The sequence below is a fragment of the Streptomyces sp. NPDC093097 genome (assembly GCF_044754325.1).
Lineage (GTDB): Bacteria > Actinomycetota > Actinomycetes > Streptomycetales > Streptomycetaceae > Streptomyces.
Map to the genome: position 1 here is coordinate 298,133 of NZ_JBIVOW010000002.1, position 15,328 is coordinate 313,460.

A 15,328-nucleotide genomic window follows, 5' to 3' on the forward strand; every position below is an offset into this window, starting at 1 on the left:
CGTTCGCACGGGCCGCCCCCGCCGAGTCCGGCGCTGCCCCCAGGCATCCGGAGCCGGGGACCCAAGAGCACAACTGGGGTGAATCGACCGGGGTGACCGTCGCCAGGCGGACGCACCGGCCGTAGGGCAAGCCTTCCGTCAGCAGACCGCCCGAACCCGACAGCTAACCCGGTAGGCGGTCCACGGAAGGAGTCGCCGGCCTTGGCGTCCCATCGCAAGCCGCGCACCCCCATACTCGCCACGCCCGCCGGTCGCCGTACCGCGACCGGGCTCACCACCGCCGCGCTGGCCTCGGTCACCCTGCTGTCGCAGACCGCGAACGCCGCCCCCAAGGCGCCGCAGCAGAGCATCGAAGAGGTCAAGCAGAAGGTCGACGACCTGTACCAGCAGGCGGAGGTCTCCACCCAGAAGTACAACGCCGCCAAGGAGAAGGCGGCCGGCCAGCAGCGCACCGTGAACCGCCTGCTCGACGAGGCGGCCCGGCGCGCGGAGAAGATGAACGAGTCCCGGCGCCGGCTGGGCACGTTCGCCTCGGCGCAGTACCAGAGCGGCGGGATCAACCCGACCGCCCAGCTGATGCTGGCCAAGGACCCGCAGCAGTTCGCCGACCGCAACCACCTGATGGAGCGCCTGAGCGGGCAGCAGAAGCAGGCGGTCAGCGACTACCAGAAGCAGGCCGCCACGGCCACCCGCCAGCGCGTCGAGGCCACCCGCAGCCTGGAGGACCTCCAGCAGTCGCAGACGTCCCTGAAGGACAACAAGCGGGAGGTCCAGGGCAAGCTGGCGCAGGCCCGGCAGCTGCTGTCCCGGCTGACCGCGCAGGAGAAGGCGCGGCTGGCCGAGCTGGAGCGCCAGAAGCAGGCCGAGGCCGAGCGCAAGGCCCGGGAGGAGGCCGAGAAGCGGCGGCAGCAGCCCACCGACGGCTCCGGCCAGACCACCCCCGGCGGCGGCACGTCGTCCGGCGGCGGCACCTCCTCCGGCGGCGGTTCCTCGGACGGCGGCTCGTACAGCACCAAGGCCCAGAAGGCGCTCGCGTTCGTCCGCGCCCAGATGGGCAAGCCGTACGTCTGGGGCGCCACCGGGCCCAGCTCCTACGACTGCTCGGGCCTGACGCAGGCCGCGTGGAAGGCGGCCGGGGTCGACCTGCCGCGCACGACCTGGGACCAGGTCAAGACCGGCACCCGGGTCGCCACCGCCGATCTCCAGCCCGGTGACCTGGTGTTCTTCTACAACGACATCAGCCACGTCGGGATGTACATCGGCGACGGCAAGATGATCCACGCCCCGCACCCGGGCGCCAACGTCCGGATCGAGTCGATCTACTACATGCCGATCTACGGGAGCGTCCGGCCCGCCTAGCCTGCGCGTGCCCCGCGCCCGCGGACCCACCCCCCACACGCCACCGCGCGGTCATCCGCCGTCTCCGGAGTACGGAGCGGGATGACCGCGCGGTGTGCCGTTGCGTCACGGCGGTGCGGGGCCCGGGGCCGCCGCTTGCCGGGCGGGGCCGGGCCGCCGGGCGGGCTCAGGTCCAGAGCACCGCGATGAAGATGTTGAGCATGGTGAGGCCGCCGACCGCGCCGAAGAGCGGCTTGGCGAGCGTCTCCTCGTCCCGCTTGACGTAGACCAGCGCCAGGATCACCACCAGGACGGTCATCTTGATGCCGATCTTGATGTTGTTGAGCGAGGCCCCCTGCATCTCGTTCAGACCGACCAGCGCGATGCCGGTGACCAGCATCGTCAGCGCGCCGTGCAGCATGGCCGGCACGAAGCGGGCGGTGCCCGCGCTCATCGCCTTCATCTGGGTCAGGAAACCGCCCAGGAGGGAGGCGATACCGATGATGTGCAGAGCGACGACGGCATTGATTACTACGTCCATAGTGCTGGATCGTATCCGCCCTATAGCACGCCCTTTCCGGCAGGGCGCCCGCGATGCCCGCTTCGGTCAGGGCCCGCCGCTCCCGGCCCTCCTCCGGCCGCCGGGCCGGTCATCCGCGCATCGCGAGCGGTCGGATACGGGCAATGCCGGGCAAGGGGGTTCGGCACCGTGACCGCGGGCCTAACTTCCTCCTGCACACCCGACCGGGCCGGCACCCCCGCCCCGGTCGCCTTCGCCCCGCAGGAAGGAAGTGACGGCCGCCATGGCGTCGCACCACACCACCGCAGAGCGGCCCCCGCTCGCCCCGCCGTCGGCCCGCGCCCGCACCGGCCGCGGCCCCCGCGCCGGGCTGCTGCTCGCCGCGGACCCGCAGCGCTGCCTGGACGGCGCCATGGTGCTGGAGCGCTCGGGCGGCCACCAGGCGACCGCGGTGGCCGGCTGGGCCCGCCGGCTCGGCAGCGTCCGCCGGCTCGACAGCCGCCCCGCGACCGCCGGGGAACGCCCCGCGGAGCCCGTCGTGGCCCCGCGCCCGCTGGGCGACCGCGCCGCCCGGGCCGTGGCCTACGCCCGCGGCGCGCTCGGCAGGCCCTACGCCTGGGGCGCGACCGGCCCGACCGCGTACGACTGCTCGGGGCTGATGCTGGCCGCCTGGAAAGCCGGCGGCGTCGCCCTGCCCCGGACGACCTACGCCCAGATCAGCTGCGGCACCCGCATCGACTGGCCCCAACTCACCCCCGGCGACCTGGTGTTCTTCTACCCCGGCATCAGCCATGTCGGCCTCTACGTCGGCGGCGGCGAGATGATCCACGCGCCCCACCCGGGCGAGCCCGTCCAGACCGCCCCGCTCGACCGGATGCCCTTCGCGGGAGCGGCCCGCCCGGCCTAGGGTGCTACCGACGCCGACACCGGCACCGGCGCCGATGCCGATACGCCCAACCGTCCGCTACCACCCAACCGCCCCCATATCAGCGCCGGTTGGGCCAGAAGCCGGGCATCTCGCCGACCACGTCCGACCCGCCCGTCGCCGAACGGTCGCTCCCCGCCACCGCCGCCGTCGGCCCGCATCCCGACCACCCCCGTATGTCGCGTAGGCCCCCTGTCATCCGCACAACGCGCCCCGGCGCCGCGGTGTGCCCCGTTCCGGCAACTCCCCCGGGGAACCACCCGAACGGTGAATTCCGCCGACCGCGGCGGCGCCTCGGACCGGCCCTACGCGCGCAGGTACAGCCCGAACCACCGGAAGACCTCCGGGATCTGGTGCTTCCAGACCGGCACCGTGTGCCCGCCGGCGCCCGCCGAGATCTGCTGGACGGTCACCGTCGTCGGCTGCTTCGCGAGCTGCTTGAGGCCGATGCCGGCCTGGTAGCCGTCGCCGCTGGCACCGGAGATGTACAGCGCGGTACGGGGCGGCTTCCCGGCCTCGTTGGCGGCCTTCAGGATGTGCAGCGGGTTGGTCTCGACGCGGAGCTTGGGGTCCTTGCCGGCGAGCGAATCGCGCTCCAGGGCCGGGTCGTTGTAGCCGGACATGCCGACCGCGGCGCGGTAGCGGTCCGGGTGGGCCAGCGCCAGCTTGGTCGCGCAGTGGGCACCCGCCGAGTAGCCGGCCAGCGCCCAGGAGTCCGGCCGGTCGCCGGCCCGGAAGTTGTCGATCACCATCTGGCGGACGTCGACCGTCAGCCAGCTGTCGGCGTTGACCTTGCCGGGGAGGTTGACGCACCCGGTGTCGGCGTTGGGCAGGACGTTGGTCCGCGGCGCCACCAGGATGAACGGCTTGACCGCGCCGCTCTGCATCAGCGACCCGAGCTGCTCGTTGGCCTTCAGCGACCCGAACCAGGACTTGGCGGACCCGGGGTAGCCGGGCAGCAGCTCGACCACCGGGAACTTCTTGTCCTGGTAGGCGGGGTCGTTGTACTGCGGCGGCAGCCAGACGTACACCTCGCCGTTGACGCCGGATATCTGGCCCTTGAGGTCGGTCATCTGGACGCCCGGGCCCATCACCGGATCGTCCGCCGGCCGGAACTGCTGGTGCACCTTGGGCTCGTCCTTGAGGTTCTTGCCGCCCAGACCGTCCGGCCCGAGGTTGCGGGCCGCGTCGATGTGGTTGCCGGTGCCGAGCAGATCGCCCCAGCTGTCGTAGAGGTTGTTGGCGTTGTTGACCATCACGAAGACCACCGTTATCGCGGTGACCTGGGCGAACACCAGCATCACCAGCCGCGCCAGGCCGCGTATCAGCGGCGGCCCGGCCACCCGGCCCCACAGGGCGAGGGGCAGCACGAGGGCGACGATCAACAGCAGGATCGAGAAGAGGAAGAAAGGCGTACCCGTCAGACTCATCGGGATCTCGTTTCCAGGAATGCGCGTAGGGCGTGGGCGTGGTTCCGGCCCCGCCTACGGGCAGCGAGCCTCTCCGCGCCCTTAGATGGCGATCCGCGCGATCCCGTTGCGCGCCTTGAGCCCTTCTTTGCGCGCCCCGGCCGAGCCCGCCGCCGCGGGGACGGATCCCGATCGTCCGCCCCCGCGCCTCCACTCCTCGATGAAACCGCAGGTCAGACCAGGCGCCGTGCGGCCGCCCAGCGGGTCAGCTCATGGCGGTTGGAGAGCTGGAGCTTGCGCAGTACGGCCGAGACATGTGACTCAACCGTCTTCACGGAGATGAACAGCTGCTTGGCTATCTCCTTGTACGCGTACCCGCGGGCGATCAGCCGGAGCACCTCGCGCTCCCGCTGGGTGAGGCGGTCCATGTCCTCGTCCACCGGCGGGGCGTCCGTCGAGGCGAAGGCGTCCAGGACGAAGCCGGCCAGACGGGGCGAGAAGACCGCGTCGCCGTCGGAGACCCGGAAGATCGCGTCGACCAGGTCCGTTCCCGTGATCGTCTTGGTGACATAGCCGCGGGCGCCGCCGCGGATGACCCCGATGACGTCCTCGGCCGCGTCGGAGACCGAGAGGGCCAGGAACCGCACCGGCCGCTCGGGGTCGGCCATCATCCCGGCGCTGCGGCGCAGCACTTCGACGCCGCCGCCCCCGGGGAGGTGCACGTCCAGGAGGACGACCTCGGGGCGGGTGGCGGTGATGACCGTGATCGCCTGGTCGACGTCGGCGGCCTCGCCGACCACCTCGACCCGGGTGTGCTCGGTCCGGCCGATCTCGGCCTGGACGCCCGTCCGGAACATCCGGTGGTCGTCGACCAGCACGACCCGTACGGTGCGGTCCTGGCCCTCGCCGCCGGCCTCGCCCTGCTGTGCGCCGTCGCTGCTCATCTCGTCCGTCCGTCCTTCGCTGTCTGCCCCGTCATGATCCCCCGACCCGGCGTGCGGTGCCGCCGTGCTCATTCCGGCGCCCCCTCCCCGTCCGTGCGGCGCTCGGCGCCCTCGCGCTCCTTGGCGCGCTCCATCTCCAGCTCGACGACCGTCCCGCCGTCGGGGGCGGAGCGCAGCCGGGCGGTGCCGCCCTTGCGCTCCATACGGCCGATGATGGACTCCCGTACCCCCATCCGGTCCGCGGGGACCGCGTCCAGATCGAACCCGGGGCCGTGGTCCCGCACCGAGACGAAGACCGTGCGGCCCTCCACCTCGGCGAACACCTGCACCGCGCCGCCGTCGCCACCGTACTTGGCGGCGTTGACCATCGCTTCGCGCGCGGCCTGCATCTGTGCGCCGAGCGCCTCGTCCAACGGGCAGTCGCCGACCACCACGACCTCGATGGGGACGCCGTGGTGGTCCTCGACCTCGGCGGCGGCCGCCCGCACCGCCTCCGCCAGCGTCGCCGGCTCCTCGGCCTCGTCCTTGCCGCGGCCCTCGGGCTTGTAGAGCCAGGCGCGCAGTTCGCGTTCCTGGGCGCGGGCCAGCCGCGCCACCTCCCGGGGGTCGTCGGCGTTGCGCTGGATCAACGTGAGGGTGTGCAGGACGGAGTCGTGGACGTGCGCGGCGACCTCGGCGCGCTCCTGGGCGCGGATGCGCATCAGCCGCTCCTCGGAGAGGTCCTGCGTGATCCGGACGAGGTAGGGGCCGGCGAGCAGGGCGATGCCGACGACGACGGCGAGCGCGGCCTGGAGCACCGAGCCGAGATTCTGCACCGAGCCCTGGAGCACGACGATGCCGGTGACCCCGACGCCGACCAGCAGCACCCCGGCGGCGCCGCGCACCACCGGCAGCAGGCCCTTGCGGCGGCCGAGCTCCAGCCACTGGGCGCGGCGGGAGTTGTCCGCCTGACGCCAGACCAGGGCGACGCCGGCGCCGATCAGCAGCACCGGCCAGATGTAGACGTTGGCCCGGCCCGGCTGGAAGCGGGAGGCCACGATCGAGGCGCCCGCCAGGAGGGCGACCAGGGCGAGGAGTTGGCTCCTGTCGGGCCTGCGGCCCAGCAGCCGCCGCCCCTCACCCGGCGCGGACTGCCGGGTCTCGACGCCGCCCACGCCCAGGGGCACCAGGAACCAGAACGCGGCGTAGAGCAGGGCGCCCATGCCCTCGGCCATGAAGAGCGCGACGAAGACGATCCGCACCCAGGAGACCGGGAGTCCGAGGTGCCCCGCGAGACCGCGCGCGACGCCACCGAGCAGCCGCCCCTCGGCGCTGCGGTAGAGCTTGCGCACGGGCGGTTCGTCGGGGTCCGGCGCCGGGGCGTAGATCGTCTCGGCGCGGGGTGGCGCTGTGGTCATGCCTCAGATCGTCACACGCCGGCCGGGCCGGTGGCATCAGGGTCGACCCTGAGCGGTCCCTGAGCTTGCCCGGGGTCCCCTGCGGGTCGCTCAGCCCGCTTCCCCGGTCTTGCGGAACCCGTCCTTCACGTTCGAGAAGACCTGCTCGAACTTCCCCCAGTTCGCCGACGGCGCGGAGACGTAGATGGCGTACTCCCTGCCGCCCTCGCGGCCGAAGCCGAGGTCGATGCCGCGGTACTGGCGGGCCTTGCCCTGGAAGGTGAACTCCCAGATGGCGGCCGGGTCGCCCTGGTAGATGGTGTCCTGGAGCCGGAGCCGCTGATAGACGGGGTACTGGGCCTTGACGTCGGACTCGATGCTCGTGAAGTGCTGCACCTGGTCCGCCGAGGAGAAGTCCAGACCGCTGACGGTCAGCTGCGCCAGCTCGGCGTCGGAGGAGTAGATGATCTGCCGGCCGCCGTCCTCTACTTTCCGCTTCCAGCCGGACGGCACCGGGAAGGAGGCGCCGACGCTCTGCTCCGTGACCCGGCGGTAGCCCGCGGGCAGGGGCGGCGGCGGTCCGATGCTGGGGGTGGGGGACGGGGAGGTCTTGTCCGGGAGGGTGGGGGCGTTGTCGCCCGCCTGGCCGGTCGAACCGCCGTCGTTCGCGTACTCGTTGACGTACCAGGCCGCGCCCGCGCCGCCCCCGGCGAGCAGGACCCCCACGATGCTCCAGACCACGGCCCGGCCCCGCCGCTTGCGGGGCCCCGGGCCGCCGCCCGGCACATCGGGACGGTCCGGTCCGGGCCTCCCGGGCACCTCGTCGCCCGGTACGACCACCGGGCCGGTCACCTCGCCCTCGGGGGCCGCGGCGACGGGGAGGTGCGCGGCCGCACCGGCCGCCGTCCCCATAGGGCCGCCGGCCCCGACGGGGGTCCCCGTGGTCGGGCCGGTGTCCGCCCGTCCTCCGGTGGTGCTGCCGGTGCTGGTGGTCGGGGCGCCGGTGTCCGACACCGGCGCGGTGGGTGCCTCGGCCGGCTCGCCCTCGGCGCGTTGGCCGCGGCTCACCGTCCCCAGGGCCAGCGTGGGCCAGCCCATCAGGGCCGTGTCCGCCTCGGCCTCGGCGGCCCGCAGGGCCTCCTCGACGACCGCGGCGGTGGGCCGCTCGGTCGGCTCCTTGGCGAGCAGCGCCTCGATCAGGGCGGTCAACTGACCGGCGTTGCGCGGCGGTTCCAGCGGGTCGACGGCGATCGAGTACGCCGTCTCGACCGCGGTGTTCTTACGGAACGGGGGCTTCCCCTCGACCGCCTGATAGAGCGTCGCCCCCAGCGCCCACAGGTCCGACGCCGGCCCCGGCGTCCCGCCCTTGACCCGCTCGGGCGCCAGGTAGTCGATGGAGCCGACGAGTTCGCCGGTCTTGGTGAGGGTGGAGGTGCCGGTGGCGACGGCGATCCCGAAGTCGGTGAGGACCACCCGGCCGTCCTCACCGAGCAGGACGTTGCCCGGTTTGACGTCGCGGTGCAGCACACCGGCGGAGTGCGCGGCCCGCAGCGCGGCGATCATGCCGCGGCCGATCCGCGCGGTCTCCCGGGGCGAGAGGTAAGTCCCGGACCCGGCCGCCTCCTTGATGGCGTCGCCGAGCGTCGCGGAGGGGACGTACTCCATGACGATGCAGGGCTGCCCGTCGTCGTCCACGACGTCGTGCACACCGACCACGTTGGGGTGGTTGATCCGCGCCGCGGCCTGCGCCTCCCGGGTGGTGCGCTCATGGCGGGTGGCGAGTTCGTCCGCGTCGATCTGAGGCGAGACATGCAGGCGCTTGACCGCGACCTGACGCCCGAGCAGCTCGTCCCGGGCCCGCCAGACGGTGCCCATACCGCCTTGGCCTATCCGCTCGACCAGGCGATATCGCCCGGCGACCAGTCGCCCCTCGTCCACTGACGCCGCCTCCGCCACCGCACGCCCCTCCGGAAACCCGTACGTATTCAGGGCGCAACGATAGTCTTGTGCAGGACGGAAAAGACCTCCGGCCACCGCTGCGACGTGTCTTTTTCCTGCCCGGACCTCGGCGCGGGGCCCGTCCGCGGCCGCTCTTCGCAGACTCGGTGCACCATCGGGTGCCCGAAGGCGCATCTTGTCGACCACCGCAGCCCGGGGCGTCTCAGGGGTGTCTCAGGGTCGCTTCGGGAGATCTCAGGGATCGGCCAGGGTTCTCACCGATACCGCTCCGCCCACCGCCCTTGTCACCATGGCTCCATGAACGAAGCACCCACCGCCGCGGAGCCGGCGGCCTCCGACCCCGCCGGCCCCACCCCGACGCGCGCCCCGCTGCGCCGCAGCCGACGCCACAAGGTCGTCGCGGGCGTGTGCGGCGGCCTGGGCCGGCAGTGGGACGTCGACCCGGTGATCTTCCGGATCGTGCTCGCCGTGCTGTCCATCGGCGGCCTCGGCCTGATCTTCTACGGCTTCGCCTGGCTGCTCGTCCCCGTCGACGGCGAGGAGGAGAACGAGGGCCGCCGGCTGCTCTCCGGCCGTGTCGAGGGCTCGTCGCTGACGGCCCTGCTGTGCGCGCTGGCTGGTTGTGCGCTGTTCCTGTCCTCGCTCGACAAGGGCAGCATGATGTCCTTCGCGATCATGCTGACGCTGGCCGTGGCCGGCGCCGCCTACTGGTCCCGGCAGCACGGGCGCACGCAGGCCGGCGGCCCGGGGCCGGTGGACGCCGCCACGGCCCAGGCGGTCGCCGACGCCCCGCCCGAGGCGACCGCGCCCCCCGCTCCCCACTCCCCTTCCTGGTGGCGGGATCCGCGCACGGAGGCGCTGCTGCGCCGGGGTTACCTCTGGGGCCCGGAGGACACCGGGCTTGAGATCACCTACGACTTCACCCACGGGGTGCCCGACGACAAGGACACCCGCGGCGGCCCGCCCCCCGGCCCCGCGTCCGCCGTGCGCCCCACCGTCCCGCCCCGGCCCGTCCGCGGCCGGGGCATAGGCGGCCGGACGTTCCTGCTGGCCCTGCTGGCCGGCGCCGGCGCCGCCGTCGCCATGTCCCGGCACACCGCCGCGCTGGCCCCGTCCCTCCAGGTGGGCCTGGCCTGTGCGCTGGCCGTCTTCGGGCTGGGCCTGGCGCTGAGCGCCTGGCTGGGGCGCACGGGCGGCGGCACGGTCTTCATGATGGTGCTGACGGCGGCGCTGCTGGCCGGCTCGACGGCGCTGCCCCACACCCTCACCGCCCGCTGGCAGCACCGCACCTGGACCCCGGCCGCCGTCACCGCCGTCCAGCCGCACTACAGCGTCGGCTCCGGTGAGGCCCGGCTGGATCTCTCCCAACTCCCGCTGAAGCCGGGCACCGCGGTCCGCAGCAGCGCGGAGGTCGGCGCCGGCCGGCTCCGGGTGACACTGCCGCAGGGCACCCCCGCCATCCTCCACCTCACGCTCCGCATGGGTGACATACAGCTGCCGGGCGACGCGCCCAACGACGTGGAGATCATCGCGGGGCACCGCCAGCGGACCGTCACCCTGCCCGCCGAGGGCCTCAAGAAGGGCGAGCGGCCGCACGGCGCACTGGAGTTGGACCTCAAGGTCGGCATCGGCCAGCTCGCCGTCGAGCGCGCCCTCCCGGTCCCCCCGGCCACCCCGTCCCCGGCCCAGACCCCCCAGGGAGCCCCCAAGTGAAGCGCCACCCCTTCGAACCGGGCCGGCTGATCACCGGCGCCGCCGCCCTCACCGTCGGCGTCGGCTACGGCCTCGACGCCCTCGGCCGCTGGCACGCCCCCGGCGCATGGCTGTTCCTCGCCATCCCCGCCGGACTGCTGATCGCCGGGATCACCACCGCCGTCTGGGCCACCGTCCGACGCCACCACCAGCGGGACGCCCCGCCCCAGCAGCCGTCATGATGGGCCGTCGGGGCAGTCGGCCCTGCCCTCCCGTCCCAGGCCCCTGCCTCCGTCCGACGTCCGGACGGGCAACGGCCGGGGCCGGCAGGGCAGCCGGCCTCAGCCGTAGAGCTGCGCCCCGTGCCGGCTGCGGCGGTTGACCAGCGCCGCGTCCAGCGAGAAGCGCGGCGCTCCGGCCAGCACCAGCGGGGTCCAGGCGATCAGATACGCGAGATCGTTGCCGTAGTAGTAGGGGGCGGCCGGCCAACTCACGGTGAGCCAGAGCGTCAGCGAGATCAGCGCGCCGCCGAAGGCCGCCAGCCGCCCCAGCAGCCCGACGAGCGTCCCGACGCCGACCAGCACCTCGCCGCCGGCGACCGCATAGCCGAAGGTCACCGGGCTGTGCTGGGCCAGCCCCACCAGCTGCGGCAGCGCCGCGGAGTCATGGACCTGCCGCAGCAGTTCGCCCAGCGAACCATGCCCCCCGTCGGCCAGGAACGTCCGGTCCGTCAGCTTCTGGACCCCCGCGTAGAGGAAGGTGGCGCCCAGGAAGAGCCGCAGCGGGAGCAGCGCGTGCCGCGCCAGCCCGCCCCGGAGTCCGCCGGGCCGCGCATCACCCACGTCGACAGGGCGTGTGCGATGTGCATGAGCCATGACGTCCGCCTCTCCGTTACCACCGGGAGCAGACGATTGTGCCGGTGCCCGCACGGCTTGGCGAGACGCCTGGGCACGGTCGCGCGAGATTCCCTCCCGCGCCGGACACCACACCGCCCGCACGGACGCACCCACGGCCGGCCACCCGTCAACGCGCCGCTGCGCAAAGGCGATTCGGGCGGGGCGTACGGGCACTCACCCGCCCCCGCCTCGGGCCGCGTTCACGCCTGAGCCCACGACGGCCCCGCGCCCCGCTCAGTCCTGCACCTCGATGCGGTACGCCCGGGTCTCCGCCCCGGCCGCCGTGATCACCCGGACCTCCACCGGCCCCGGCTCCACATCGACCGGCACCGGCACGGTCAGCACCCCGTCCGTCGGGTTGGCGAACCCCCCGGGCACCGGCACCAGCGGAACGGGCACATGCACCCCGCCGATCCGCACGACCGTACGGGCCAGCCGGTCCGGGGTGTCCGCTCCGGGCGGGACGAAGCCGGTGCCGCGGATCTCGATGTCGTCGCCGGTGCGGATCGGGGCGGCGAGGTCGCCCAGCTCCCTGGCGCGCACGACGGAGAGGATGACCGGCCGGCCCCCGGCGACGGCCTTGCCCGCCAGGTACGTCATCGCGGAGAACCCCGCCAGCACCACCAACACCCAGGGGATCACCGGCAGTCGGGCCGGTTCGCCGGCCACCCGCACCAGCGTGAAGGCCAGCACGGCCGCGTTGACCAGCACATACTGCGCGTCGGTGAGGTTGCCGCGGCCCCCGTCGTCCGCCAGCAGGTCGGCGACCCGCGGCCGGTCCGCCGGCACCTTCTGCACCCGGCCGGCGCGGATCCGCCCGGCGGTCATCCCGTAGGCCAGCACCGCCACCGCGGAGCCGATGGCCAGTATGGTCAGCAGCCCGCCCGAGGAGACCAGTCCGAGCCCGGCGAGCAGGCGCCGCCGGGCATCCGGGGCGGGGGCCAGCGCCAGGTGGACGGCCAGCGTCAGGACGGCGTAGAGCACCGCCGCCACCCAGGCCGCGGCCACCGTCCGGGAGGTGGACAGCCGGCGGTCCTCACCGATCAACGGGGCCAGTGCGCCGCCCTGTTCGCGGTGGAGCCAGGTCGCCGCGGTCACGCCGAGCGCCAGGACGGCGGCCGCGGCCAGCGTGGCCGTGCGGCCCGTCGTCCACCCGGAGCCGACGGCGGTCAGCGCCTGCCCCAGGAGCAGCGCCAGCACCATGGACCACACCGCCACCACGGTGCGCCGACGGGCCGCCGTCGGCCAGACGGCCCCCTCGGCGGCCCTGCGCTCCGCCAACTGCCGGGCCGACAGCGTCAGTTCGTCCGACACCCACTGCCGGGCGGCGCCCGCGGAGTGCGCCAGTCCGGCCGGCACCCCGCGCCCGGCGGCGAACTCCTCGCGCAGCGCGACGAACGCGGCGACCGCCTGCCGGCGCCCCTCGCGGGCCCCGTGCGGACACTGTCCGCACCGGCACCCTCCGCCCTCGCCGGGCTTTCCGCCGCCTCCCGGCTCGCCCCTTCCGGCCACTGTGCTCGCCGCCTCCACCGACACGTCCGTACCGCCCGCCGCCACTCGTATCAACTGCTCTTTCCTGAACGGGAATTGTGCCGCAGACCACCGGCCCGCACGGTAATCGTCCTGGTCAGGGCAGACTCGTTCGGCACCGGCGGGTTGACGCTCACCTGTGCGCACGGCGCTGCGGCGTCCGGGGCGGCGCCCGGACGCGCATTCCCCGCCGTCTCCCCCGTTCGGGCGAATCGTGGTCGGTGGGCGGCTGACCGGCCCGGGCGCTGCGCAGGCTTCCCGCCGTGCGCCAGATACCCACGTCCCCCCGGAACGAGGCCGGTACCGGCCCGCGCCGCCGCTCCCCCGCCCAGCGCGGCGGCCGGGCTACGGGCCGGCCCCCGTTCGCCGCCCTGGCCCGCGCCGCGGCACTGACCCTGGCCGCGGCCTCCACGCTCACCGCCGCGCTGGCCCTGGCCACGTCCCCACCGGCCGCCGCCCGCACCGGCCCGCTCCAGCGGCCCTCCGGCGACAACTGCGCCTATGCCGGCACCGCTCCCCCCGTCCACCTGCCCACCGAGTTCCCCGTGCCGCCGGGCTGGCACATCCCCTGCACCCGGCCCACGCACCGGCCCGCGCCCACGCCGGCCCCGCCGCAGCCCACCCGGACCGCGACGCCACGGCCCCCCTCGCGGCCCACCCCGACCCATCCCCCGGCGCCCCGGCCCACGCCCCCGGCCCCGCCGCCCGTCCGCCACACCCTCAGGGCCCCGGCTCCGCCGCCCGCCCCATCGGCCGCGCCCCGCCCGGCAGTTCCCCACCCGGCGGCCACCCGCCCGGCGCGTCCGCACGGCTATGCGCCGCCGGCCCCCCACCGGCCGCACCACGGGCGCTCCGTGGTGACCAGGACGCTGCTGATCACCACCCCGGCCGTGCTGGCCGGGGTCGCCCTCCGTCCCCGTTCGCGCCCCTCGTCCCGTTCCACCGGGCGCGGTTCCTCGTAGGAGATCTCCATGTCGCAATGGCTGGTGCTGACCATCGCCATGGCCGCGGTCTGCGGCGTCGTCCTGACCATCACCGTCCTCAAGGAGCGCCGGATCGGCGCGGACGACGACCCGTCCGAGACCCCGGACGTGATCGAGTACCTGACGATGATGGTGGGCGTGGTCTACGCCATCGTGCTGGGCCTGGCCATCGCCGGTGTCTGGGAGGCCAGGAGCAACGCCGAGGACACCGTGCGGGCCGAGGCGCAGGCGCTGCACGAGGTCAGCGAACGGGCCGGGGCCTGGCCCGCGCCCGTACGGGACACCGTCCGCACGGACGTCGACTCCTATGTCGGCTACGTCGTCCACAAGGAGTGGCCGGTGATGGCCGAGCGCGGCGAACTCACCGAACGGGGCGGCGCCCTGCTGGCGAAGGTCCGCGCCGACGTCCTCGGCTACCACCCGCGGGACGACTACGAGCGGGAGTCCTACCAGCCGCTCGTCGACCAGGTGGCGGCCGTGGACAACGCCCGGATGGCCCGTTCGGACGCGGCGGACTCCACGCTCCCCGGGGTGGTGTGGTTCGGACTGATCGTCGGGGGCGTGATCTCGATCGGGGTGATGTTCACGCTCCAGATCAGGCGCTCGGGGCGGGAGTTGCTGATGGCCGGCGTGTTCAGCGCGCTGATCGCCTTCCTGCTCTTCCTGGTCTGGGACTTCGACGCGCCGTTCAGCCGCGGGCTGGCGGCCGCCGTCGACCCGTTCCTGAAGCTGTTCCCGCAGACGTAGCGGGCCTCCCGCGCACCCGGCGGGCCCGCGCGTCCCGGACGGCGCCCACAGGCCCCGCACGGCCGCGTGGGCGCCTTCCCCGCCCCGTGCAGCCGGCCGGCCCTGGGCGTGACTTCACACTGGCGCCTGGCCCGCCCTAGTCGAACATCTCCGGCTCGCTGCGCGCGATCTGCTGGTACAGCGGCTGGTAGTTGATCCACGCGACCAGGTCGCTGCCCAGCTGCTCCCGGAGGCGCACCGCGTCCTGGTGGGCGATCGGCACCGGCGTGCCGGCCGCCTTCGCCGAGAGCTGCACCTGGCAGGAGCGCTCCATGGTGAGGAACCACCAGGCCGCCGCGTCCACCGAGTCGCCGACCGTCAACAGCCCGTGGTTGCGCAGGATCACGGCCTTGCGCGGGCCGAGCGCGGCGGCGATCCGGCGCGCCTCCTCCTCGTCCACCACCACGCCCGTGGCGGCGTCGTAGAGGGCGTGGTCCTCGTAGAACGCGCAGACGTCCTGGGTGATCGGGTCGAGCAGTTCCCCCAGGGCGGAGAGCGCGCGGCCGTAGGGGGAATGGCTGTGGGCGGCGGCGACGACATCCGGGCGGGCCCGGTGGATCCGGGCGTGCAGGGCGAACGCCGCCTGGTTGACGTGGTGGTGGCCTTGGACGACCCGCCCGTCGCCGTTGACCAGGATCAGGTCGCTCACGGTCAGCAGCGCGAACGCGACCCCGAAGGGGTTGGTCCAGAAGCAGTCGGCGAACTCCGGGTCCCGCACGGTGAACTGGCCCGAGACGCCCTCGTCGAACCCGTACCGTCCGAACAGCCGCAACGCCGCCACCAGGCGCTCCTTGCGGTGGCGCCGCTCCTCCTCGACGCCGTGGTGCGTCGGCGGCATCGCGAAGCGCAGCTGCTCGACGGGTATCGGGGTCGGCTCGGACATCGCGGTCCTCCTTCTGGCGCGCACGGCCGCGGCGCTCCGGCGGAAGCTACCCGCCGCTCCCGCCGGAGGCCAGGCCCCTGCCGCCAC

General features: G+C 74.1%; 14 protein-coding genes and 1 riboswitch. Of the genes, 6 read left to right on the forward strand and 8 right to left on the reverse strand.

Features of this window, described 5'->3' with window-relative positions; translation table 11 throughout:
* Positions 1-21: 21 nt before the first annotated feature.
* A riboswitch (cyclic di-AMP (ydaO/yuaA leader) is annotated at positions 22-194 on the forward strand.
* A 7-nt stretch (positions 195-201) separates the two neighbouring features.
* The gene (locus tag ACIQE0_RS04265) at positions 202-1,359 is read left to right on the forward strand and encodes an NlpC/P60 family protein (RefSeq protein WP_366338253.1); all 1,158 of its coding nucleotides are present in this window, start codon (positions 202-204) and stop codon (positions 1,357-1,359) included.
* A gap of 166 nt (positions 1,360-1,525) precedes the next feature.
* Here the strand turns inward: ACIQE0_RS04265 and ACIQE0_RS04270 are convergent, their stop codons facing one another.
* Positions 1,526-1,879: a hypothetical protein gene (locus ACIQE0_RS04270; protein WP_366338255.1), complete on the reverse strand. Its 354-nt coding sequence runs from the start codon at positions 1,877-1,879 to the stop codon at positions 1,526-1,528.
* A 262-nt stretch (positions 1,880-2,141) separates the two neighbouring features.
* On the opposite strand from ACIQE0_RS04270, the gene ACIQE0_RS04275 reads away from it, so the two are divergent.
* Positions 2,142-2,765 (forward strand): C40 family peptidase, encoded by a 624-nt coding sequence (locus tag ACIQE0_RS04275; RefSeq protein ID WP_402328971.1) that lies wholly within the window; start codon positions 2,142-2,144, stop codon positions 2,763-2,765.
* A gap of 323 nt (positions 2,766-3,088) precedes the next feature.
* On the opposite strand, the gene ACIQE0_RS04280 is transcribed toward ACIQE0_RS04275, so the two are convergent.
* From ACIQE0_RS04280 to ACIQE0_RS04295, 4 genes are all read right to left on the reverse strand, one after another.
* The gene (locus ACIQE0_RS04280) at positions 3,089-4,213 is read right to left on the reverse strand and encodes an alpha/beta hydrolase-fold protein (RefSeq protein ID WP_366338257.1); all 1,125 of its coding nucleotides are present in this window, start codon (positions 4,211-4,213) and stop codon (positions 3,089-3,091) included.
* A 212-nt stretch (positions 4,214-4,425) separates the two neighbouring features.
* Positions 4,426-5,136 carry a response regulator transcription factor gene (locus ACIQE0_RS04285; protein WP_366338259.1) on the reverse strand — a complete coding sequence of 237 codons (711 nt, stop codon included), beginning with the start codon at positions 5,134-5,136 and terminating at the stop codon, positions 4,426-4,428.
* A 68-nt stretch (positions 5,137-5,204) separates the two neighbouring features.
* Positions 5,205-6,533, reverse strand: a complete 1,329-nt coding sequence (locus tag ACIQE0_RS04290) for a PspC domain-containing protein (protein WP_366338261.1) — start codon at positions 6,531-6,533, stop codon at positions 5,205-5,207.
* 90 nt (positions 6,534-6,623) lie between these two features.
* Positions 6,624-8,387 carry a serine/threonine-protein kinase gene (locus ACIQE0_RS04295; RefSeq protein WP_402329240.1) on the reverse strand — a complete coding sequence of 588 codons (1,764 nt, stop codon included), beginning with the start codon at positions 8,385-8,387 and terminating at the stop codon, positions 6,624-6,626.
* Between the two features lie 381 nt (positions 8,388-8,768).
* Here ACIQE0_RS04295 and ACIQE0_RS04300 point away from each other — a divergent pair, with 381 nt between their 5' ends.
* Positions 8,769-10,184 (forward strand): PspC domain-containing protein, encoded by a 1,416-nt coding sequence (locus ACIQE0_RS04300; RefSeq protein WP_402328974.1) that lies wholly within the window; start codon positions 8,769-8,771, stop codon positions 10,182-10,184.
* Positions 10,181-10,405, forward strand: coding sequence for a hypothetical protein (locus ACIQE0_RS04305; protein WP_366338267.1), 225 nt, complete (start codon positions 10,181-10,183; stop codon positions 10,403-10,405). Before ACIQE0_RS04300 ends, ACIQE0_RS04305 begins: the two co-directional genes overlap by 4 nt.
* 99 nt (positions 10,406-10,504) lie before the next feature.
* On the opposite strand, the gene ACIQE0_RS04310 is transcribed toward ACIQE0_RS04305, so the two are convergent.
* On the reverse strand, positions 10,505-11,038 hold the full coding sequence (locus tag ACIQE0_RS04310) for a DoxX family protein (RefSeq protein WP_366338269.1): 534 nt from the start codon (positions 11,036-11,038) through the stop codon (positions 10,505-10,507).
* Between the two features lie 255 nt (positions 11,039-11,293).
* Positions 11,294-12,571 (reverse strand): hypothetical protein, encoded by a 1,278-nt coding sequence (locus ACIQE0_RS04315; RefSeq protein ID WP_402329242.1) that lies wholly within the window; start codon positions 12,569-12,571, stop codon positions 11,294-11,296.
* A gap of 281 nt (positions 12,572-12,852) precedes the next feature.
* On the opposite strand from ACIQE0_RS04315, the gene ACIQE0_RS04320 reads away from it, so the two are divergent.
* Positions 12,853-13,551, forward strand: coding sequence for a hypothetical protein (locus tag ACIQE0_RS04320; RefSeq protein WP_402328977.1), 699 nt, complete (start codon positions 12,853-12,855; stop codon positions 13,549-13,551).
* A gap of 9 nt (positions 13,552-13,560) precedes the next feature.
* Positions 13,561-14,319 carry a hypothetical protein gene (locus ACIQE0_RS04325; protein ID WP_402328979.1) on the forward strand — a complete coding sequence of 253 codons (759 nt, stop codon included), beginning with the start codon at positions 13,561-13,563 and terminating at the stop codon, positions 14,317-14,319.
* A 136-nt stretch (positions 14,320-14,455) separates the two neighbouring features.
* Here ACIQE0_RS04325 and ACIQE0_RS04330 read toward each other — a convergent pair whose 3' ends face one another.
* Positions 14,456-15,265, reverse strand: a complete 810-nt coding sequence (locus tag ACIQE0_RS04330) for a class II aldolase/adducin family protein (protein ID WP_402328981.1) — start codon at positions 15,263-15,265, stop codon at positions 14,456-14,458.
* Positions 15,266-15,328: the final 63 nt, after the last annotated feature.